Genomic DNA, 18,261 nt, shown 5'->3' with positions numbered 1-18,261 from the left:
GAAATTTAACCACGAAAAACACGAAAGGTCGGACAATGTCGGGATCTTATTTTCGTGTGTTTCGTGCCTTTCGTGGTTAATTCCTATTCGAATCTTAGTTCAACAACGGATCGAATGGCACCGCTGCAACCGTCGCCGCGTGGGGTTTGCGGAGCTTGGGGTTGCGCAGGATGTGCAGCGACTTTTGCTCGATCTGGCGAATGCGCTCTCTAGTCACAGCGAACATTTCGCCCAACTCTTCCAACGTATAGTCGCGGCTTTCGGCGATGCCGAAGCGCTTGCGTAAAATAGTTTCCTGGCGCGGTGTTAAAACCGCTAGCGCTTGGCGGACTTTCAGACAGACGGCGGCATCCATCATTTCGGTTTCCGGTTGCGCGCGGATGCGGTCTTCGACGAAATCGCCGAGCTCGTCGCCGTCTTCCCAGATCGGCGTTTGCAGCGAGATCGGTTCGCCGTGGGTCTGCATCTGGTTCAACAGTTCGGTAACCGGCATGCCGAGCTCGATGGCCAACTCTTCGGGCTTGGGGTCGCGGCCGAGACGGCGCTGTAGTTCCCGCGCGTTGTGCAAAATTTTGTTGCGCGATTCGACGCGGTGCACCGGCACGCGAATGGTATGGCCGGTATCGATCAGCCCGCGCGTGATGCCCTGGCGAATCCACCAAGTCGCGTAGGTCGAGAAGCGAAAGCCGAGCCGGTAGTCGAATTTCTCCACCGCGCGCATGAGGCCGAGATTGCCTTCTTGGATCAGATCGAGGAGCGACAGGCCGCGGTTGATATATTTTTTGGCGATGCTGACCACCAAGCGCAGATTGGCTTCGGTGAAATCCTTGCGCGCCGCGCTGACCATGTTTTGGCCGTCGATGATGAGGCGCGCAATCTCCTGGATCTTCTGCGCCGGTAGACCGATGGACTTCTCGATGGCGTCGATTTGCGCTTTGAGCTCCAGCCGTTTAGCTTTGCTCGCCGTAGCGCACTGGGCGACGCGGTCTTCGACGCGGCTGGCGGCTTGATTGAGACGTCGCACCAACTCATCGGTTTGGCCGGACGCCAGATGAAGCTGTTGCGTTAGGTCGCAAATCTTGTCGGTAACGGCGGCTTCTTTGTCGCGCAATGTTCGCAGGCGGGTTTGGGAAATCCGTTTGTGCGACAATTCGCGGCGCAACTCTTCTTGGTTCTGGCTCAGACGGCGCAGCTTTGCCACCGTCAGCAAAAACGGTTTGCTGTCGAAGGCGATCGCTTGCTCTTCGTTGTCGCGCTCGGGTTTTTCCACTACTTCGCTGATTTCCAAATTGCCAGTGGCGATGGATTGACCGAGTTGGAGGACATAGCGGCACGACAGTGGCGCGGAAAATAGCGCGCGCAGGATTTGCTTGCGGCCGGTTTCGATCCGCTTAGCGAGCTCGATTTCGCGCTCCCGGGTCAGCAGCGTGATGGCGCCGATATCGCGCAGATATTGCTGCACCGAGGTGAGGGCGAACACCGACTCCTTGGGTTCGGTCTCTTCCTCGTTTTCGCTGTTGCCGTGGGCTTCGTCAGCAAAACCGGCATCTTCCGCAGCGCCGATCTCTAAACTTGTGAAATCATTTTTGTTGTCTTCTTCCATGAGGTTTCCCATATCAGGTTGCAACATATCGTCTCCTTGCAAAACGGTTCGCCGCCGTCGCGAGCTCCTTGACCTGCGCAGCCCTCGGGCTGGGTAGGCTATTAGACGTTAGATGCGGCGATTCCGTTCAGGTTATGCGGCCAGTTTTTATCAGTTGCGGCCTATGGGCCGCGGTCGCCCCAATAGACGCATGGGAATCTTCAACGATCTTGTAAGCTGGCGTGGGCCGTGGCCCTGGTTAATAAAAGGAATGGAGCACTAGACTTACAGGGGTTTCGCTTACTATGCAATCGCAGCGGATATGAATATTCTCTGCAGGCTAAGCGCCGGCCGATCGGCTGGCTCGCGACTATCGCGATTGACGGCGCAATCCGAGTACTTCCTTCGGCGCATTCGCGTTTATTCGATTAGCTCGGAGCATGATCGTTTTGAAATGCTTGTTTGCTACTAATACTATGTTCCTGTACAATTGATCTCGATCATGCCTTGATGCTACTGGCGCGCAAGAGGTCGAAGACTGGGCTCGCGAAATCCTCACCGGCATGAACAGCGGCGTAGTTGCTACGCCGTCGAATTTCCCAGTCTTGCCTACCCTCCCTCTTCCTAAAACCGCAGGCTCGTACGAGTCTGTATCGGAAGGGATATTTATGCATCCTATATTCATCGTCTTAGTTCCATTGGTTTTGATTTGCGTTGGAATGGTTATGAACAGTTGGGGGCTCTCCTTCGACCAGCCGCCGAGTTCGCCGGAGCAAGATCCGGCGAAGCGCTTAGCGATTGAAACCGAAACCTTCCGCCGATTCTTCGATCGCCAGCGCACCTCCGCGATCCAGCGCCAGAAACGCGTCGGCCGATATGCGATATTGCTGCTAATCGTCACCGCGGGCGCGTTCATTTGGTTTTACAATATTACGGTGGACAAAACCGTTCTTTCGAATCGCATCGCTTCGTTACAAACCCTCGGTTCCCAGGAGGGGAAAGAGCTGGTGTTGTCGGTGACCTTGAGCGACGGCAACAACGTAAAGTACTTGATCAAAATGCCCAAGCCTGAAGTTGCCGCCAAGGACGCCGCGCCTAAAGAGGCAGTGTCGAAAGAAACCGTGTCGTCGTGGGAAATCGAAAAGCTCGGCACGGCCATGAGTATCGGCGAAATCGCTCTGCCTCTGGGCATCGCCCTCAAGATCACCAACTGAGTAACTACTCCGAGTTACTAACTCGCCGCGGGTTGGGTGCGTGTTCATGGCATGCATTCACGCCGCGGCGTGTTTGCTCGTTTCCTTAATTCACCGCTCTTAGATTTTCGTGGGAGAGCATAGGAGCATCGTCGATGGTTGATTTGGCCAAGCGCTTGTTCGTCGGCATTAAAATTTCCGAGGCGCTGCAATTGGAGTTGGACGGCGCCGCGCCGGGGACCAAGCACTATTTCGATGGCAACGGCGACAAGGATTATCTCCAGATCGTCAGCATGGGCGAAGAGCAGTTTGTCGGCCGCTATATTAAAGACGGGTTCTCGGCGGCGGGAATGACCGACGCCAGCCGCAATATTTGCAGTATCGTCAAACTGATCGCCCGGGGCCGCAATATCGACGAGCGGGACGTGCATATTTACGCCTGTTGAGTATCTCGAATCGGCGCCGCGCACGCGTTGACCGTGCTCCGCCGAGGGCTTAGCTATCTACATCTCCGCGTGATACTTTGAATCATGCTTTAGAGCTTATTTGACGTTTTGATGAAACCGCCAAGCTTTGGATGAGCCTGAGGTTCTTTTATTTTCGGAGGGAGACAGGGCTTATGATTGAGACTATCGATACCAGTTTACGCGACGGCACCTTGGTACGCCATAAGAAAAAAGGTTACGAAGGCAAGATCGAGGGGACCACGGCGATCAAATCTTGCTTCACCCGAAACGGCGCTTTGATGGAACCGCCGACGAGCAAAGAGGCTTTTCAATATCGAGTCGTCGTAACCGGGCAGACCCTGCGCTACATCGCTCCCAGCGATGATTTGGAAGTTCTCGACGCCGCCGCGGAGGTTCACTGCGTGCGCTGTCTCAAATTTTTCCACAGCAAGCCCGGCCTAGCCGGTAAGGCAGCCGGTCGTTGTACTTGCGGCGGTTGGATTTGTCCGAGCTGTCTGGGCTGTCAATCTGAGGAAGCGGCGAACGACAAAGCGACATCCTGTGTCCATCAGCGCAAGCGCTTCGTTAAAAAACTGGCCGCCGATAGCAAGAAGTAAAGAAGGCCACCGGCAACGGCGCCGCGTCGATCGAGATCTGCAAACCGAGAGTTATAACACCGAGGCTCGGCGTTGGCGCGCGGCGCCGACGTGGCCCAGCCCGATCAGCGCCACGCCGAGAAGCAAATGGATCACTTGGACGATCCAGTGCCGGTCGCCGCTCATCAGCGTCGTTTGAGTCGTCCCCAACCAGATCGTCAGGCCACCCAGTAGCAACGCTGCAATCGCGATGGGCCAGTTGCCATTCTTGCCCAGGGCTTGGCCTACCGCGACGATCCACAACGCGCCCACCGCCAGGAATCCGAGCAGCATGTGCAGCGATATCAAGTTCATCCCCAGGCCGCCCCACAAGAGTAAACCTAAAACCAGCGCGAGTGATCCCGCTGCCGTCAAAACAATAGTTGCATAACGTATCGCCATGGCGACAACCTAGCTGTTTTTCTACCTCGATTCCAACCGTCGAGGGAACTTGCGCGTTGACCTGGATCGCGCCGTACAATAAGAGACTGCCATGAGATTGGCAAAAATTATTTCGTCGGTGTTGTTCTGCGCCTGGTATTTAACCCCGCTTTTGTCGGCGGCTGAAAAAACTCTAAAGTCTCAGCCGGTGCGTATCGGCATTGTCTCGAAGAGTACTTTGGACTTGCCGTTTTGGGTGGCTCGGGGCGCGGCATTTTTCGCGATGAAGGATTGGACGCGGAAATCGTCCTGATGCGCTCCAACCTAACTCTGCAAGCGATGGCCGGCGGCAGCATCGATTTCGGCACCGCCACCGGCGCGGCGATCAACGCCATTGTCGGCGGTGGACGACAACCTCCAGCGCGAGATGATCGCCATCGCCAGCGATCGGGTTAAACCGAAACAAACGGTGACGGCGGAGCGAGTCTTTGATTTTTCTTTTGCGCGTCGGGCTGGCGAAGGATTGAAGTGAGATCGTTAGTCGTCTTCTACCGCCCTTACTAGCCTTCCCCTTTGGCATATTCGCAGCGCGGGCAGGGGGAGCCGGGGATGGTCGGCCAGGCGCATTCGCTGCACGGGATCACCGCTTCGCCGAGCATGCCGCGCACCAGCGAGCCGCAGCGCCGGCCGCCGCAAGGACCGGTGCCCACGCCGGTGCGTTTGCTGACCTGCTCGAAAGTTTTGGCGCCGGCTTGGATCGCTTTCACCACAGCGCCTTTGCGGATTTTATTGCATAGACAAGCCGGTTTGAAATTATCGATGACCGCTTGATTCTTGGCTTCTTGTTCCGTTGGATCGATGGCGTGTTACCTAGCCTTTACTACGATTTGCTTTTTACTCTAACACAATTTTTGTCAAAGCTAATGCGCGCCGACGACCAGCGACGAAGTGAGCGGCGCAGGAAAGTCGATCCGGTGCACTTGGGGTAATCCCGCGTTGTTCATCCACGCGGCAATCTCCGTGAAGCTATAACATCGCCCGCCGTCGGTGGTGAGGAGCATGAGCAAGCTGAAGATCGCGCCTACCGGCGGCTCGGTTCGATTGTCGGCGAGAATGTGGTCTTTGATGACGATGCGGCCCGAAGGATTGAGACAGCGCGCCAACTTGGCGATGAGGGCTTGGTTTTTCTGATAATTTTCACCGTGGATAATGTTCGACAAGAAGATCACGTCGTAGCGTCCGGGAATGTCGTCGCTGCGATAGTCGCCGGCGACCAACTCAATGCGCTCGTCCATGCCAACGCTGCCCACGTTGCGCTTGGTGATTTCTAACGTTGCCGGCAGATCGAAGACGGTGGCGTGCAAATGCGCAAAGCGCCGGCACAAGGCGATCGGATAGGTCGCCGGCCCGGAGCCGACGTCGAGCACGCTATTCACTTTGCTCCAGTCGAGGGCGTCGGCGAGGTATTCCGCATCGCCGCGCGCCTTGACCAGAGCGTCCATGCCGTCGATGAACGTTTCGGTTTCAGCGCGATCCTCTTGATACATGTTGGCAGGCCGCACCGCTTTGCCGCTGCGCAGCGCGTCAGGCAGTTTTTCCCAACACGACCAAAGCGCCGCGTCGAAAAGGATCATGGCGCCGACGTATCGCGGCGAACTGCGCAGCAGATGTTCGCGCGATATTTCCGCGAGCGCATAAGTTTCGGCATTCTTCTGCATTAAGCCCAGAGCAACCAAAGCATTGAGCAGTAGCTCGGTGGCTGGGCGGTCGAGTTGTAGCGCGGCCGCCACCGCCTCGGCGCTGCGCGGCGCAGCCTCGAGAGAGTCGAAGATTTTCAATTGAACAGCGCTCTGAACGATGCGCGCTTCGACGTGGCCGCTGGCGAGGCCCATGAGTTGGGAGAAGTTCATCTCAACGATTGCCGACCGTCGTGACGCGATGACAGCGCTCGGCCATTTTCCCGGCTAGTAGGTTGCTGAAGTCTTCTATCGGAGTCCTTCGACGGCGCTCAGGACGAACGGATGGGTTTTGATATCACTGAGAATTTTCCGTTCCTGTTGAGCTTGTCGAAGCATATTCCAGCTTTTGTTAGTAACCCGTCAGAGTTTTTCGATGATCCGATAGCTCCGGCTCTTCGGTTTGAGCGGCGCGACGATATTGTTTTTCACCAGCAGGCGGATGTCGCGATAGGCGGTGTCGCGGTCGACTTCAGAGATCCGTTCGTACTCCGTCGTGGAAAATATTTTGCCGTGGCAATAGGCGTAGGCGAGCAGGCGGCGCTGGCGCATATTGATCTGGGCGGCCTTGAATTGATTGAGCCAACGCAGCGTGGCCTCGTCATAAACCGGCGCGTTGCGCAGCGTGACGGTGAAGATGAAACCGTCGATGGAAAGTTCCGGCGGATGGAGACCGTAGGTTTCCATCTCCTGATACATGCGCGGCACGCCTTCGCCCATCTCGCGGAGATAACCTATGTCGGCGAGGGCGCGGACGATCAAAGGATTACGCGAGAAGTGAATGCTTTTCTGCAGGCGCAACTGTTCTAAAGTCACCGGCGCCGGCGGCGGGCCGGGGCTGCGCACGGTGATGTGATCGTCGAACATCCAAACTTCGATGGACGCGCCGCTGAGCGCGTAGTCGCGGTGCGCCACGGCGTTGACCAAGGCTTCTTGCCAGGCAAAGGTGGGATATTCCAATTTCTCGCGAAAGAACAGATCGTGGAGAATCGTCCGCTCGCGGATGTGTTCTTTAATGCGGCCTACCGCTTCGTCGATCAGCCGAACCAACGGCGCTTCGAAGTGAATTCTTTTGACCACGTTGAGCGCGGCGCCGTGTTGCCGTTCCTCGCCTTCGTATTTGACGAAGTCGATGCCGGCGCGCGGATGCCAGCGGCTTGGATCCTTGGCGAACAACAGGAGCGCCGCCATGTTGGGGCAGGGGATGGCGCGCGAAGTGTCGAGCAAGTGATAAGTCTGGCTCAAGATTTTTTGCGCGTCATTGCCATTTGAGTCAGGATAGATTTTGTCAACGAACGATTGCGCTAGTTCGGCGTCGAGATCGTACCATGTGGCGTTGAGCGCTTGTTGGCGCTCGTAAAAGACGCTTTTCTTGGCTTCCTTCAATGCTTGGATCTGTTCCGCCGGCAGCACCACGGTTTCCGCCGCGACGCGATAGAATGACCGGCCGCCGGCAATGCGATAAATCTCCAGGCCCGAACTGACTTCGAACTTGAGCACGACTAAATTGCCGAGGCGAATTTTCTCGCAAGTGGGTCCGAGCTGGGGCCGCAGTAAGTTTTGCGGCGCGTGGATGAGCGCTTGCAGCTCGTCGTGCTCGTAGGGAATACCGGTGACGCTCTTGTCCGGTTCGACGCCGACCAGCAGCGTGCCGCCGTCGGCATTGGCCATGGCGGAGATCACGCGGGCGATGTCGCGCGCCAGTTCTTCCTCGGGCTTCTTCTGCGCCGCGCCGCGGCGATACTCGTAGGCGCTAACAAATTCGAGGAACTGGCCATGTTCCTGTTTGAGCAGCGTGCCGATTTCTTCTGCTTGCATTTCTTTAGAGCAGTGAGGAGTAAATAGTAAGGAGTCAGGAGCAAGAACCTCCGATCCGAAACTCCTTACTCCTAACTCTTTACTCCTTACTTATTTCCCGTCGCATTGAGCTTGACGATTTCGAGAACCATTTGCGCCGAAAGGTAGAGATCCTTCAAATCGAGCCACTCGTTGACCGTATGGATATCGCGCATGCCGGTGCCGAGGTTAGCTACCACCAGACCTTTTTGATTAAGCACGTTGGCATCGCAGCCACCGCCGGTGGCGCGGGTTTTGACATCAAGGTTCAAATTTTTCGCCGCGGCATGGACCAGCTGCACGATGGGTGCGCTTTCGGGGACATCCATGCGATCGTAGTCGCGCTCGATTTTGGCTTCGACTCTTGCTTGATGGCGCTTGCCGTTGAGTTCTAGGGAGTGCCGCGCCGCGGCGTCTTCGAGGCAGCGCTGCATGTGTTCAGTCTGGGCTGCTAATTTCTCGCTGCTATGGCTGCGCGCTTCCCCTTTGAGTATCACTAGATTGGGCACGATGTTGACCGCCATGCCGCCTTCGACGACGCCGATGTTGGCGGTGGTTTCATCGTCGATGCGGCCCAAGCGCATTTGCGCGATGCCTTCGGCGGCGACTTGGATGGCGTTGATGCCTTTTTCCGGACAGACGCCGGCGTGAGCTTCGAGACCATAAACACGAAACTCCATGCGATTGGCGGCAGGCGCTCGCGTGAATAGGAATCCGACCGAATCGCTGTCGAGCACCAGACCGGTGCGCGCGCGCAGTTGGGAGATGTCGAGACACTTGGCGCCGATCAATCCGGCTTCTTCGCAGATGGTGAACACGACATCAATGGGGCCGCAGGGTAAATTATTGTCTCTAATTACGCGCAGCACTTCGCAGATGATCGCCACGCCGCTCTTGTCGTCGCCGCCGAGAACGGTTTTGCCGTTGGTCTTCAAAATATCGCCGTCGAGGATCGGCACGATGCCTTCGCCCGGCACGACGGTGTCCATGTGGGCCGAGAGCAACAGCGGTTGAGCTTGGGCGTTGTTGCCGGGAAACTTAGCGATCAGGTTGCCGACGTTGCCGCCGACTTTTTCGCCGGCGTCGTCGATAAAAACGCTGCCGCCCAGCTCTTCGACCTCGCGCTTGAGGCGCAGAGCGACGTTCAACTCCTGGCGCGACAGGCTGTCGATTTTAATCAGCTCGATAAGAAAGTTTCTTATCCGTTCGTGATCGATCACCGCACTCACCTCGAATTGCGCCGCGCTATGAACTGGTTGCCGGCACGGTCAATCTGCCACAGTTCGGCGGCGAATTCCAAGCGCTAAAGCTATTTCAACAGGCGGCAATCAGCCGCCGTTTTCGATCAGCTTGATGAGGTTGGTAAATTCCAGTTCGGTGAACAGTGCGCGAGTCTTCTCCAGATTGAAGCCGGTAAATTCTAATTCGGCGAGTCCGGTGTCGAGCGGCACGTCGCGTTTGACCGTGGCTAGGGCGCGGCTTAGGAAGGCTTGCTCTTTGCCGGCTTCGAGGATTTGCCGGATGCGCGCGGCGCCGCGCAGTTTCATCTGCTCCATGTCATCGAGATGGTCGTAGAGATTTTCCAAGTTGTGAAACTGTTGGATCAAGGCGCCGGCGGTTTTCTCGCCGATGCCTTTCACGCCGGGAATATTGTCTACCTGGTCGCCCATCAGTCCCATGACGTCGATGACTTGTTCGGGCGCGACGCCGAATTTGTCTTTGACTTCGTCCCTGCCGATCCAGCGGTCCTTGGCGCTGTCGAGCAATTTCACACCGTTGGTCACCAGCTGCATTAAATCTTTATCGCTCGATACCACTACCAGTTCGCAGCCTTGACCGTTCAGCCGATCGCACAGTGTCGCGATGATGTCGTCGGCTTCGTAACCGGGTATTTCGAGCAAGGGTAAATTGAGCGCGTCGAGAACTTTGCGGAAATAGGGGAACTGGGGGATTAAATCGGCCGGGGCTTCGGGACGATTGCCTTTATAGGCGGCGAACATTTCATTTCTAAAAGTGACTCGGCCCGCGTCCAGAGCGACGGCGACGTACTCGGGTTTATACTGCTTCAAAAATTTCAGCAGGATGTTGGTGAAGCCGAAGATCGCGTTGGTCGGCAGGCCCGCTGCATTGGTCAAAAGCGGGATCGCGAAGAACGCACGAAAAATATACGAGCTGCCATCGATGAGGAACAGGCGAGGAATTAATTCAGCCACGGTAAAAATTACGACTCGCGCCGCTTAAGCGTGTGGGTCGCAGTGCCGTAAAAAGATTCGGCGGCTTCCATCAAAGTTTCCGAGAGCGTCGGATGGGGATGAATCGAATCGGCAAGATCGCGCGCCGTGGCGCCCATTTCGACGGCGAGCACGCCTTCGCTGATCAGCTCACCGGCGCCGACGCCGCCGATGCCGACGCCTAATATTCTTTCAGTTTCGGGTTCGATGATTAGTTTCGTCAAGCCATCGGGTCGGTCTAACGTCAAGGCGCGGCCCGATGCGCCCCAGAGAAATTTCGCGACTTTGATTTCGATATTTTTTTGCTTGGCTTCGCTTTCGGTCAAGCCACACCAAGCGACTTCAGGATCGGTATAGACCACCGCCGGCACGACGATGTTCTCAAACGTGCTAGCTTCGCCGAGCAGCGCTTCGACGGCGATCTTCGCCTGGCGCGAGGCGCGATGGGCCAACAGCAAGCCGCCGGAAATATCACCGATGGCATATATATTCGGATCGTCGGTTTGTTGTTGGGCATTACAGGCGATAAAGCCTTTGTCGTCTTTGCCGACCTTGGTGTTTTCCAAGCCCAGATCGACGAGATTGGCCGAGCGGCCGACGCTGACCAGGACGCGATCGTAAAGTTCTTCGCGCGGCTGCTTGTCGATTTCCGTGGTGACTTTGATTTGCTTGCCCACGGTGGACATCTTTAGCACCTTGGTGTTGAGGCGAATCTCTTTGAAGAGTTTCTGCGCCGCCCGCGCCACGGGACGTGCCAGATCGGCGTCGACACCGGCGAGGATCGACGGCAGCGCTTCAAGCACGACGACGCTGCTGCCCAGCGCTGCGTACACCGTGCCGAGCTCCATTCCAATGTAGCCGCCGCCGACGACTAATAGGCTCCCCGGAATGTCGGGCAGCTCTAAGGCTTCGGTGGAGGTCATGATGCGCGGGTTGCCCAAGTCGAAGGCGTGGGGCATGGCCGGCTTGGAGCCGACGGCGACGATCGCTTTGTCATAGCGGATAAATTTTTGCCCGTCGGCGGTTTCGACCCGCAGGGTTTGTGAGTCTTCGAAGTGACCACGGCCATGAATCACCTGGACGTTGCGATGCTGCGCCAAGGTTTTGATGCCCTGGCCGAGCTTGTCGAGGATCGATTCCTTCCAGCGGCGCAATTTGTCGAGGTCGATTTTTGGCGCGGCGAAGGCGATGCCGCGGCCCGCCGATTCTTCCCGTTCGCGTAACAGTTCGGTGGCGTGGAGCAAGGCTTTCGATGGAATGCAGCCGACGTTCAAACAGATGCCGCCGAGCCGGAGACTTTGTTCGACCAGAATAACTTTCTTGCCTTTGTCGGCGGCGTAAAATGCCGCGGAATAGCCGCCGGGGCCGGCGCCCAGAACGAGGATTTCAGTGCTGATCGGTTCCATATTTAAAAATAAAATCTATTTCAGTTTGACCAGAGCTTCGTCGAAGTTTTCCAAGCCGGCGACGACTGCCATTAAAAAGCGCACGGCGTCGGCGCCGTCGAGGACGCGATGATCGTAGGCGAGGCACAGCGGCAGCATGGTGCGGATGGCGATTTTACCGTCGCGCGCCACCGGGGTCGGGTTGCCTTTGCCGACGCCCAGGATCGCGACTTGCGGCGCGTAGATGATCGGCGTGAAGTGGCTGCCGCCGATGCTGCCTTGATTGGAAATCGTAAAACTGCCGCCTTGCAGTTCTTCGATGGCGATCTTGCGCTGGCGGGTTTTTTCCGTCAGCGCGTGCAGTTCTTTGGATAACTGCAAAAGATTTTTCTGGTCGACGTCGCGCAGCACCGGCACGATCAGCCCGCCTTCGGTGTCCACCGCCACGCCGATGTGGCAATAGTCTTTGAAGACGATTTCCAAAGCGCTGTCATCGATGCTGGCGTTGGCGCGGGGGAATGTTTTCAACGCCCGTCCGAGCACCGCGAGTAAGAAACCCGTCAGCGTCAAATGCGCGCCTTGCTTCTCGTAGGCGGCCAGATGTTTTTTGCGCAGCGCCAAAAGCGCGGTGATGTCGGCGTCGGCGAATTGATTGATCTTGGGAATCGTCGTCCAAGACTCGACCATGCGCCGGCTGACGGTGCGCCGCAGCGGCGACATTTTTTCCCGCCGGATCGTTCCCCACTTGGCGAAGTCGATGGCTTCCGCGCTAGCCGGCGCGGATGGTGCTGCGCTCGGTATTGCTTGAGCGACCGGAGCGCCGTGCAATGCCAGCTGCTGCAAATTTTGAATGTAGGCGCGCAGATCGGCGAGAACGATTCTGCCGCCGGCCTCGCTGCCTTTGACGCGGGTTAAATCGATGTCGAGTTCGCGGGCGATTTTTCTGATCGACGGCGCGGCCGGCGGCGCCATGCTGCTCTTCGATTCGTAACGATATTCGCTCGAAGTGCTTGGCGCTGTTTGCGCCGGCGGATGGGTTACGGCTGCACTGGACGGCGCTGCGGGTGCGCTGTCATTTGCTTTCGTCGCGGCCACCGCAACACTTGCAGCGGCGCCAGTTTCGATGGCGATCAGCGCTTGGCCGACGGAAACTTCCGCGCCTTGCTTAACGTAGATTTTCGTCACCCGGCCCGATTGCGGCGCGGGGATAGAGCCCACCGCTTTCTGGGTTTCGAGTTCCATGAACGGTTGGTCTTTTTTTATTTCTTGGCCTTCGCTGACTAAGATCGTCACGACGGTGCCGCCCTCGACACCTTCAGCAAGCTGGGGAAGTTTTACATCCATGGAAAATATTCGCGGCAATTATCTGAGGAGTTAAACGTAAAATGGAAATGGCTTTTCCGGGTCGACGCCGAGTTTGCGAATCGCGTCTTGGACGACCTGCGCCGGGAAGGCTTCTTTTTGATGCAGCGCGTAAAGCGTGGCGATGGCGGTCGACTCGCCATCGATCTCGAAAAAGCGGCGCAAGTTGGCGCGGGTGTCGCTGCGGCCGAAGCCGTCGGTGCCCAAGGTGGTGAGGCCGCCGGGAACCCATGGGGCGATTTGATCGGGAACCATCTTCATATAATCGGAGACCGCGACGAACACGCCTTCTTCATCGCGCAACAGGGTTTCGAGATAGGATTGTTTCGGCGTGGCGGTGGGATGGAGCCGGTTCCAGCGCTGGGCTCGGAGCGCGTCGCCGCGTAGCAATTTATAACTGGTCACGCTCCAAACATCGGCGGCGACGTCGAATTGCTCGGCGAGAATTTCCTGGGCGCGCAAAGCTTCGCGCAAGATCGGCCCGCTGCCGAACAGGTGAGCTTTGTATTTTTTGCGTTTGGTCGCCGGCTTGAGCTTGTACATGCCTTTCAAGATGCCTTCTTCGGCGCCCTCGGGCATGGCCGGCATGGGATAGCTCTCGTTGTAAGTCGTTAGATAGTAGAAATGTTCCTCGCCTTCGGCGTAGAGCCGGCGCAGGCCGTCTTTGATGACGATCGCAACTTCGTAGGCGTAGGCGGCGTCGTAGGTAAACAAAGTTGGAATCGTGCTCGCCAATAAATGGCTGTGGCCGTCTTGATGCTGGAGTCCTTCGCCGTTGAGCGTCGTGCGGCCGGCGGTGGCGCCGAAGAGAAAACCTTTGGCTTTGCTGTCGGCGGCGGCCCAAATGAAGTCGCCGATTCTTTGAAAGCCGAACATCGAGTAATAAAAATAGAAGGGGATCAAGTTGACCGCGAGATTGGCGTAGGCGGTGCCGGCGGCGACGAAGGACGACATGGCGCCGGCTTCGGTGATGCCTTCTTCGAGAATTTGTCCGTCTTTGGTCTCGTTATAGTAAAGCAGCGTTTCGCTGTCCACCGGTTCGTAGAGCTGGCCTTTGGAAGCGTAAATGCCGATCTGACGAAACAGCGAGTCCATGCCGAAAGTGCGCGCTTCGTCCGGTATGATAGGCACGATATTTTTGCCGATACTCTCGTGGGTCAAGAGTTTGGTCATCAGCCGCACCGCCGCCATGGTGGTCGAAATCGAATGCTCGCCGCTGCCCTTGAGAAACTCTTGATAATATTCCGCGCCGGGAACCGCGAGCGGTTTGGCGCGTACTTTGCGCTCGGGCAGAAAGCCGCCGAGTTTTTTGCGCCGTTCGAGTAGATACTGAGTCTCCGCGCTGTCGAGCGGCGCTCGATAGAAAGGCGTCTCGACCACTTCTTCGTCGGGGATGGGAATTTCGAAGCGGCTACGAAACTCGCGCAGCTCGCGCTCGTTGAGCTTTTTCTGCTGATGCGTGATGTTGCGCCCCTCGCCGGCTTCGCCCATGCCGTAGCCTTTGACGGTCTTAGCTAAAATAACCGTCGGCCCGCTTTTATGTTCGACGGCGGCCTTATACGCGGAATAAACTTTCATCGGGTCATGGCCGCCGCGGAGCAAACCATGGATCTGTTCGTCGGACAGGTGATTGACCATCTCGGCCAGCTCGGGATATTTGCCGAAAAAATGTTTGCGCGTGTAGCTGCCGGGTTCCACCGAATATTTTTGATATTCGCCGTCCACGGCTTCTTCCATGCGCTTCAACAGTAGACCTTTGGTGTCTTTTTCTAATAACGGATCCCAATCGGAACCCCAGATGACTTTGATGACATTCCAACCGGCGCCGCGAAACAGAGCTTCGAGTTCTTGGATGATCTTGCCATTGCCGCGCACCGGACCGTCGAGCCGTTGCAAGTTGCAATTGACCACCCAAACGAGATTGTCGAGATTCTCGCGCGAGGCGAGAGAAAGCGCGCCGGAGGATTCCGGTTCGTCCATTTCGCCGTCGCCGACGAAACACCAGATGCGCGGCTCTTCGGCGGTGAGCATGCCGCGGCTTTTCAAATAGCGCACGAAGCGTGCCTGATAAATCGACATGATCGGCGCCAGTCCCATGGAAACCGACGGGAACTGCCAAAAGTCGGGCATTAGATATGGATGCGGATAGGAGGACAAGCCGCCGACCGATGAAAGTTCTTGGCGGAAGTGATGCAGCTTGGGCGCGTTGATGCGCCATTCGACATAGGCACGGGAATAAGCGCCGGGTGAAGCGTGGCCCTGGAAGTAAACCATGTCGGCGTAATTCGTCCCGTCGCTGCCGCGGAAAAAATGGTTTTGGCCGACCTCGTACAGTGTTGCCGATGAAGCGTAGGTCGAGATATGGCCGCCGATGTCGGCGTGGAGCCGGTTGGCTTTGACCACCATCGCCATGGCGTTCCAGCGCACGTAGCTTTTGATGCGCCGCTCGATCTCGCGGTTGCCTGGATAGGGCGGCTCTTTCTCGGGCGGAATCGTGTTGCGATAAGGCGTGCTCACCATGTGCGGAATCTTCACGCCCGATTCGCGCAGGCGGTCGGCGAGCTCTTCGAGCAACATCGAGGCCTGTTCCGATTCCTCGCTCTTTAAAATATACTCAAGGATATATTCGAGGGAAGCGATGGATTGATGAGGGTTGTGTTTGACAGTTTTGCCGTTGCCGTAAGCGCCATCGGCCGCAGTTTCGCTGCTGTTGGATTTATCTTCGATTGCCATTCGCGACCATTCCTCGATGATTTAACAGACAACAAATCGAAACCAAAATCAACTGAATTTCGTGAAATATCTCGATCTCACATTTGCCGAACCGGCGCGCAATCTCGCTTGTGACGAAGCGCTGCTTGAATCGTGTGAAAATGACTTCATGGACGGCGGCCTGTTGAGAGTTTGGCAGCCGAAAAATTATTTTGTCGTGCTCGGTCATTCGAATCGCTTGGCCGCGGAAGCCAATGTCACGGCGTGCGGTGCGGCGCAGATTCCCATCCTGCGCCGGGTGAGCGGCGGCGGCGCCGTGGTGCTCGGGCCCGGCTGTCTCAATTACTCGTTGATCTTGGATGCTCAATTTCACGAAATAAAAAATATTGCCGGAGCTTTTGACTTTGTTCTGCAACGCCACCGCCAATTGATCGAAAGCTCAACCGGACGCGAAATCGCCGTTAGCGGGGTGAGCGATCTGACGATTGGCGGACGCAAATTCTCCGGCAATTCCCAATATCGCAAAGCGCGCTACGTGCTGGTGCACGGCACGTTTCTGGTTAAGTTCGATCTCGCGGTGATCGAGCGCTGTTTGTTATTACCGCCGAAGCAGCCCGAGTATCGCGATAATCGGCGCCATTTAGAATTCGTCGCCAATCTGGAACTCAGCGCCGACCACTTGGTCCGGGGGCTGCGAGATATTTGGCAGGCCGATAGTGAAGTTGGCGTGCTGCGGTGGCAGCGCACGGATGAATTGACGCGACAGAAGTATGGGCGTTCGGACTGGACGAATAAATTCTAGGGAGAAAGTTGGTGGCGGTGGCAAGAGTCGAACTTGCGACGCCGCGGATATGAGCCGCGTGGACAGTGATTCCAACTTGTTGGATTTGCTAACGGAAATATTGTTGGAGACAGGGGATGGAGACAGTTCGCTGGAGTAAAATTGATTTTAGGGGCTTAGGCGACGCGCCGGACTTTGATTTTGTCGGCGTACTTTGCCGCCTGGGCGAGGTCGTAGGTGGCCTGGAGTCGAAGCCAGGTTTCGGCGCCGCCGCCGAAGGCTTTGTCGAGCCGGATCGCCATTACAGGGGAGATCGCCGCTTTGCAGTTCACCAGGTTGTTGAGCGCCTGGCGCGTGACGCCGAGGATTTTCGCGCCTTGGGTTACCGAGATGTTGAGCGCTTCAAGGCAATCGTAGCGCACCGACAGTCCGGGATGGGGCGGGTTTTTCATGGCCATGGTTTTTTCTCCTAGTGATAATCGACGAGATCGACATCGTACGCGTTGCTATTGTTAAAGCGAAAGATGATGCGCCAGTTGCCCGACACCGAGACCGCCCAGAAGCCTTTGAGATCGCCCTTGAGCGGATGGAGCCCGAAGGCGGGTAAGGCCATATGCTTTATTTCTGTCGATTCATCCAACCGGGCGAGGATGCGTTTGATCTTGTCCACCTGGGCCGCCGATAGCCGGCGCGGGTCATCGTCTTCAAAAAGCATCCTAAGACCCCGGTGCTTAAACGACGCGATCATTGAGAAATATCTTAGGCTGACAAGCTATGCTTGTCAATCACGAAAGTCCCGCGTTTTACCCGTCAATTCCCACAAAAACCGGAACGGTTCCGGTTCCACGAATCAACGTTCCGTTGCGAAGATAAAGAGCCGGCCCGCGGCGATCGTGTGGAATCTTTCGGCGGCCATTGTCGCGCGGATCGGATGCGTCGCGGTTGAAGGGGGTGGCATTTAAATATTGGTTTTCAGTGGTCCATAGTCATGGCCAGAACCTCACAAACAAAATTTCTCCAGATTTTTTTCAGAATTTTAGAAGGCTGGCATTCTTTTTTTTGAACGCCATTCGAAGATCAATCGTGACTAGAACCTAGACGAGCCTACACAGCCCAACAAAAACAAGCCCCGAGCGCTGCCGTAGGTGGTAGCTCTTGGGGCTTGTTGTTTCACGTACACGGACAAAAGGCGGACAGTAAGAAAAGCCCCAGGATCGAATCGTTTGAGAAAACCATAAGCAAGCAAAAATCTGACCCAAATGTCGTGTTTCAAAAAAACGCGCTAAACGATGGCCCTAAATCCTAATTTTACCTCTGAAAATCGCAAGATTTGGCGGTAGGATTGAACTGAATGAATTCAATTCAATCCTACCGCCTCTAATGTACCCGACTGGTACACTATTGCGCCGCTATCTGGCACATTTTCTCTCCGCCATTGACACCCTCAGCCGTCACCGAGCCGTCGAATAACGGTATATGCCGGTCGTAATGGGACAACGCTATCGACAGAGACAAAATTGCCATCTCGGTTCCTCGCCGCGGTAATGCCTACTGCTTACTGTACTTTTCACATGCTTTCCAGTCCGCCATGGAGCGCACTGCAGAATAGCTCGACAAGTAAAGCTACATTGATTCACCGTTGAGCTATTCTCGCGCGCCAATCCTCAAACCAAGACGTCTCGCCGCCAGCGCCGTTACGGTGACGAGCGCTGTAATGATCGTGCCGACCACCATGGCCTTCTCAGGCGAATGCCCGATGTAATGCTCAAACATGAGTAAGGACAATACCCTGGTATCGGTTGAATACAAAATGATGATGACGCTGATCTCCTTCATCGCGGTGAGAAAAATGATTACCCCTACAGCGAGAAAGGCGGGCGAGAGCAATGGCACAAGAATCCGCCTAAATATGCCGAACCAGTTGTCGCCGGCAACACTCGCCGATTCTTCCAGCTCTCGATGGATTTGCAGCAGCGCGCCA

At 56.3% G+C, this 18,261-nt stretch carries 18 protein-coding genes; 5 read left to right on the top strand and 13 right to left on the bottom strand.

All coding sequences use genetic code 11. The features are described 5' to 3' along the window. Window positions 1–94: 94 nt before the first annotated feature. Complete coding sequence (locus EXR70_12945) at window positions 95–1,630, bottom strand: sigma-70 family RNA polymerase sigma factor (protein ID MSP39390.1); 1,536 nt, start codon at window positions 1,628–1,630, stop codon at window positions 95–97. Window positions 1,631–2,307: 677 nt separating this feature from the next. Here EXR70_12945 and EXR70_12940 point away from each other — a divergent pair. The 3 genes from EXR70_12940 (at window position 2,308) to EXR70_12930 (ending at window position 3,838) form a co-directional block, all read left to right on the top strand. Continuing rightward, a complete protein-coding gene (locus tag EXR70_12940; GenBank protein ID MSP39389.1) occupies window positions 2,308–2,796 on the top strand; it encodes a hypothetical protein in 489 nt (162 codons plus the stop codon). Between the two features lie 134 nt (window positions 2,797–2,930). After that, window positions 2,931–3,221 carry a hypothetical protein gene (locus EXR70_12935; GenBank protein ID MSP39388.1) on the top strand — a complete coding sequence of 97 codons (291 nt, stop codon included), beginning with the start codon at window positions 2,931–2,933 and terminating at the stop codon, window positions 3,219–3,221. Between the two features lie 173 nt (window positions 3,222–3,394). After that, window positions 3,395–3,838 carry a hypothetical protein gene (locus tag EXR70_12930; protein MSP39387.1) on the top strand — a complete coding sequence of 148 codons (444 nt, stop codon included), beginning with the start codon at window positions 3,395–3,397 and terminating at the stop codon, window positions 3,836–3,838. Window positions 3,839–3,889: 51 nt separating this feature from the next. Here the strand turns inward: EXR70_12930 and EXR70_12925 are convergent, their stop codons facing one another. Beyond that, window positions 3,890–4,258, bottom strand: a complete 369-nt coding sequence (locus EXR70_12925; protein MSP39386.1) for a hypothetical protein — start codon at window positions 4,256–4,258, stop codon at window positions 3,890–3,892. A gap of 91 nt (window positions 4,259–4,349) precedes the next feature. On the opposite strand from EXR70_12925, the gene EXR70_12920 reads away from it, so the two are divergent. Next, complete coding sequence (locus tag EXR70_12920; protein ID MSP39385.1) at window positions 4,350–4,550, top strand: hypothetical protein; 201 nt, start codon at window positions 4,350–4,352, stop codon at window positions 4,548–4,550. Window positions 4,551–4,797: 247 nt separating this feature from the next. Here the strand turns inward: EXR70_12920 and EXR70_12915 are convergent, their stop codons facing one another. The 8 genes from EXR70_12915 to aceE all read right to left on the bottom strand — a co-directional run bounded on the left by EXR70_12915 (window position 4,798) and on the right by aceE (window position 15,520). Further along, entirely contained in the window at window positions 4,798–5,058 is a 261-nt protein-coding gene (locus tag EXR70_12915) for a (2Fe-2S)-binding protein (GenBank protein MSP39384.1), read from the bottom strand. A gap of 99 nt (window positions 5,059–5,157) precedes the next feature. Next, entirely contained in the window at window positions 5,158–6,147 is a 990-nt protein-coding gene (locus EXR70_12910) for a methyltransferase domain-containing protein (GenBank protein MSP39383.1), read from the bottom strand. A gap of 189 nt (window positions 6,148–6,336) precedes the next feature. After that, window positions 6,337–7,791, bottom strand: a complete 1,455-nt coding sequence (locus EXR70_12905; GenBank protein ID MSP39382.1) for a hypothetical protein — start codon at window positions 7,789–7,791, stop codon at window positions 6,337–6,339. 86 nt (window positions 7,792–7,877) lie between these two features. After that, complete coding sequence (locus tag EXR70_12900) at window positions 7,878–9,038, bottom strand: M20/M25/M40 family metallo-hydrolase (GenBank protein ID MSP39381.1); 1,161 nt, start codon at window positions 9,036–9,038, stop codon at window positions 7,878–7,880. A 99-nt stretch (window positions 9,039–9,137) separates the two neighbouring features. Further along, entirely contained in the window at window positions 9,138–10,022 is an 885-nt protein-coding gene (locus EXR70_12895) for a hypothetical protein (protein ID MSP39380.1), read from the bottom strand. An 8-nt stretch (window positions 10,023–10,030) separates the two neighbouring features. Then, complete coding sequence (lpdA, locus tag EXR70_12890; GenBank protein ID MSP39379.1) at window positions 10,031–11,446, bottom strand: dihydrolipoyl dehydrogenase; 1,416 nt, start codon at window positions 11,444–11,446, stop codon at window positions 10,031–10,033. A gap of 15 nt (window positions 11,447–11,461) precedes the next feature. Beyond that, window positions 11,462–12,769: a 2-oxo acid dehydrogenase subunit E2 gene (locus EXR70_12885; protein MSP39378.1), complete on the bottom strand. Its 1,308-nt coding sequence runs from the start codon at window positions 12,767–12,769 to the stop codon at window positions 11,462–11,464. 30 nt (window positions 12,770–12,799) lie between these two features. Beyond that, window positions 12,800–15,520 (bottom strand): pyruvate dehydrogenase (acetyl-transferring), homodimeric type, encoded by a 2,721-nt coding sequence (aceE, locus tag EXR70_12880; protein MSP39377.1) that lies wholly within the window; start codon window positions 15,518–15,520, stop codon window positions 12,800–12,802. Window positions 15,521–15,581: 61 nt separating this feature from the next. Between aceE and EXR70_12875 the strand changes: the two genes are divergently transcribed. Further along, on the top strand, window positions 15,582–16,301 hold the full coding sequence (locus EXR70_12875; GenBank protein ID MSP39376.1) for a lipoate--protein ligase family protein: 720 nt from the start codon (window positions 15,582–15,584) through the stop codon (window positions 16,299–16,301). Window positions 16,302–16,456: 155 nt separating this feature from the next. Here EXR70_12875 and higA read toward each other — a convergent pair whose 3' ends face one another. The 3 genes from higA to EXR70_12860 form a co-directional block, all read right to left on the bottom strand. Continuing rightward, the gene (higA, locus tag EXR70_12870; GenBank protein MSP39375.1) at window positions 16,457–16,738 is read right to left on the bottom strand and encodes an addiction module antidote protein, HigA family; all 282 of its coding nucleotides are present in this window, start codon (window positions 16,736–16,738) and stop codon (window positions 16,457–16,459) included. A gap of 11 nt (window positions 16,739–16,749) precedes the next feature. Then, window positions 16,750–17,028, bottom strand: a complete 279-nt coding sequence (locus EXR70_12865) for a peptidase (GenBank protein MSP39374.1) — start codon at window positions 17,026–17,028, stop codon at window positions 16,750–16,752. An 896-nt stretch (window positions 17,029–17,924) separates the two neighbouring features. Continuing rightward, window positions 17,925–18,261, bottom strand: a 337-nt coding sequence (locus EXR70_12860) for an ABC transporter permease subunit (protein ID MSP39373.1), incomplete at its 5' end; no start/stop codon positions are given.

Source organism: Deltaproteobacteria bacterium, assembly GCA_009692615.1.
Taxonomy (GTDB): Bacteria; Desulfobacterota; Binatia; order UBA9968; family UBA9968; genus DP-20.
Note: the sequence above shows the minus strand (reverse complement) of the source record. Positions and strands in the feature narration are given on the sequence as shown.

Excerpts from the sequence above, each read along its gene's own strand:
- EXR70_12925 (MSP39386.1), bottom strand. The coding sequence starts at position 4,258 with ATGGCGATACGTTATGCAACTATTGTTTTGACGGCAGCGGGATCACTC.
- EXR70_12920 (MSP39385.1), top strand. The coding sequence starts at position 4,350 with ATGAGATTGGCAAAAATTATTTCGTCGGTGTTGTTCTGCGCCTGGTAT.
- EXR70_12910 (MSP39383.1), bottom strand. The coding sequence starts at position 6,147 with ATGAACTTCTCCCAACTCATGGGCCTCGCCAGCGGCCACGTCGAAGCG.
- EXR70_12930 (MSP39387.1), top strand. The coding sequence starts at position 3,395 with ATGATTGAGACTATCGATACCAGTTTACGCGACGGCACCTTGGTACGC.
- EXR70_12945 (MSP39390.1), bottom strand. The coding sequence starts at position 1,630 with ATGTTGCAACCTGATATGGGAAACCTCATGGAAGAAGACAACAAAAAT.
- EXR70_12905 (MSP39382.1), bottom strand. The coding sequence starts at position 7,791 with ATGCAAGCAGAAGAAATCGGCACGCTGCTCAAACAGGAACATGGCCAG.
- EXR70_12885 (MSP39378.1), bottom strand. The coding sequence starts at position 12,769 with ATGGATGTAAAACTTCCCCAGCTTGCTGAAGGTGTCGAGGGCGGCACC.
- EXR70_12935 (MSP39388.1), top strand. The coding sequence starts at position 2,931 with ATGGTTGATTTGGCCAAGCGCTTGTTCGTCGGCATTAAAATTTCCGAG.
- EXR70_12865 (MSP39374.1), bottom strand. The coding sequence starts at position 17,028 with ATGATCGCGTCGTTTAAGCACCGGGGTCTTAGGATGCTTTTTGAAGAC.
- higA (MSP39375.1), bottom strand. The coding sequence starts at position 16,738 with ATGGCCATGAAAAACCCGCCCCATCCCGGACTGTCGGTGCGCTACGAT.
- EXR70_12940 (MSP39389.1), top strand. The coding sequence starts at position 2,308 with ATGAACAGTTGGGGGCTCTCCTTCGACCAGCCGCCGAGTTCGCCGGAG.
- aceE (MSP39377.1), bottom strand. The coding sequence starts at position 15,520 with ATGGCAATCGAAGATAAATCCAACAGCAGCGAAACTGCGGCCGATGGC.
- lpdA (MSP39379.1), bottom strand. The coding sequence starts at position 11,446 with ATGGAACCGATCAGCACTGAAATCCTCGTTCTGGGCGCCGGCCCCGGC.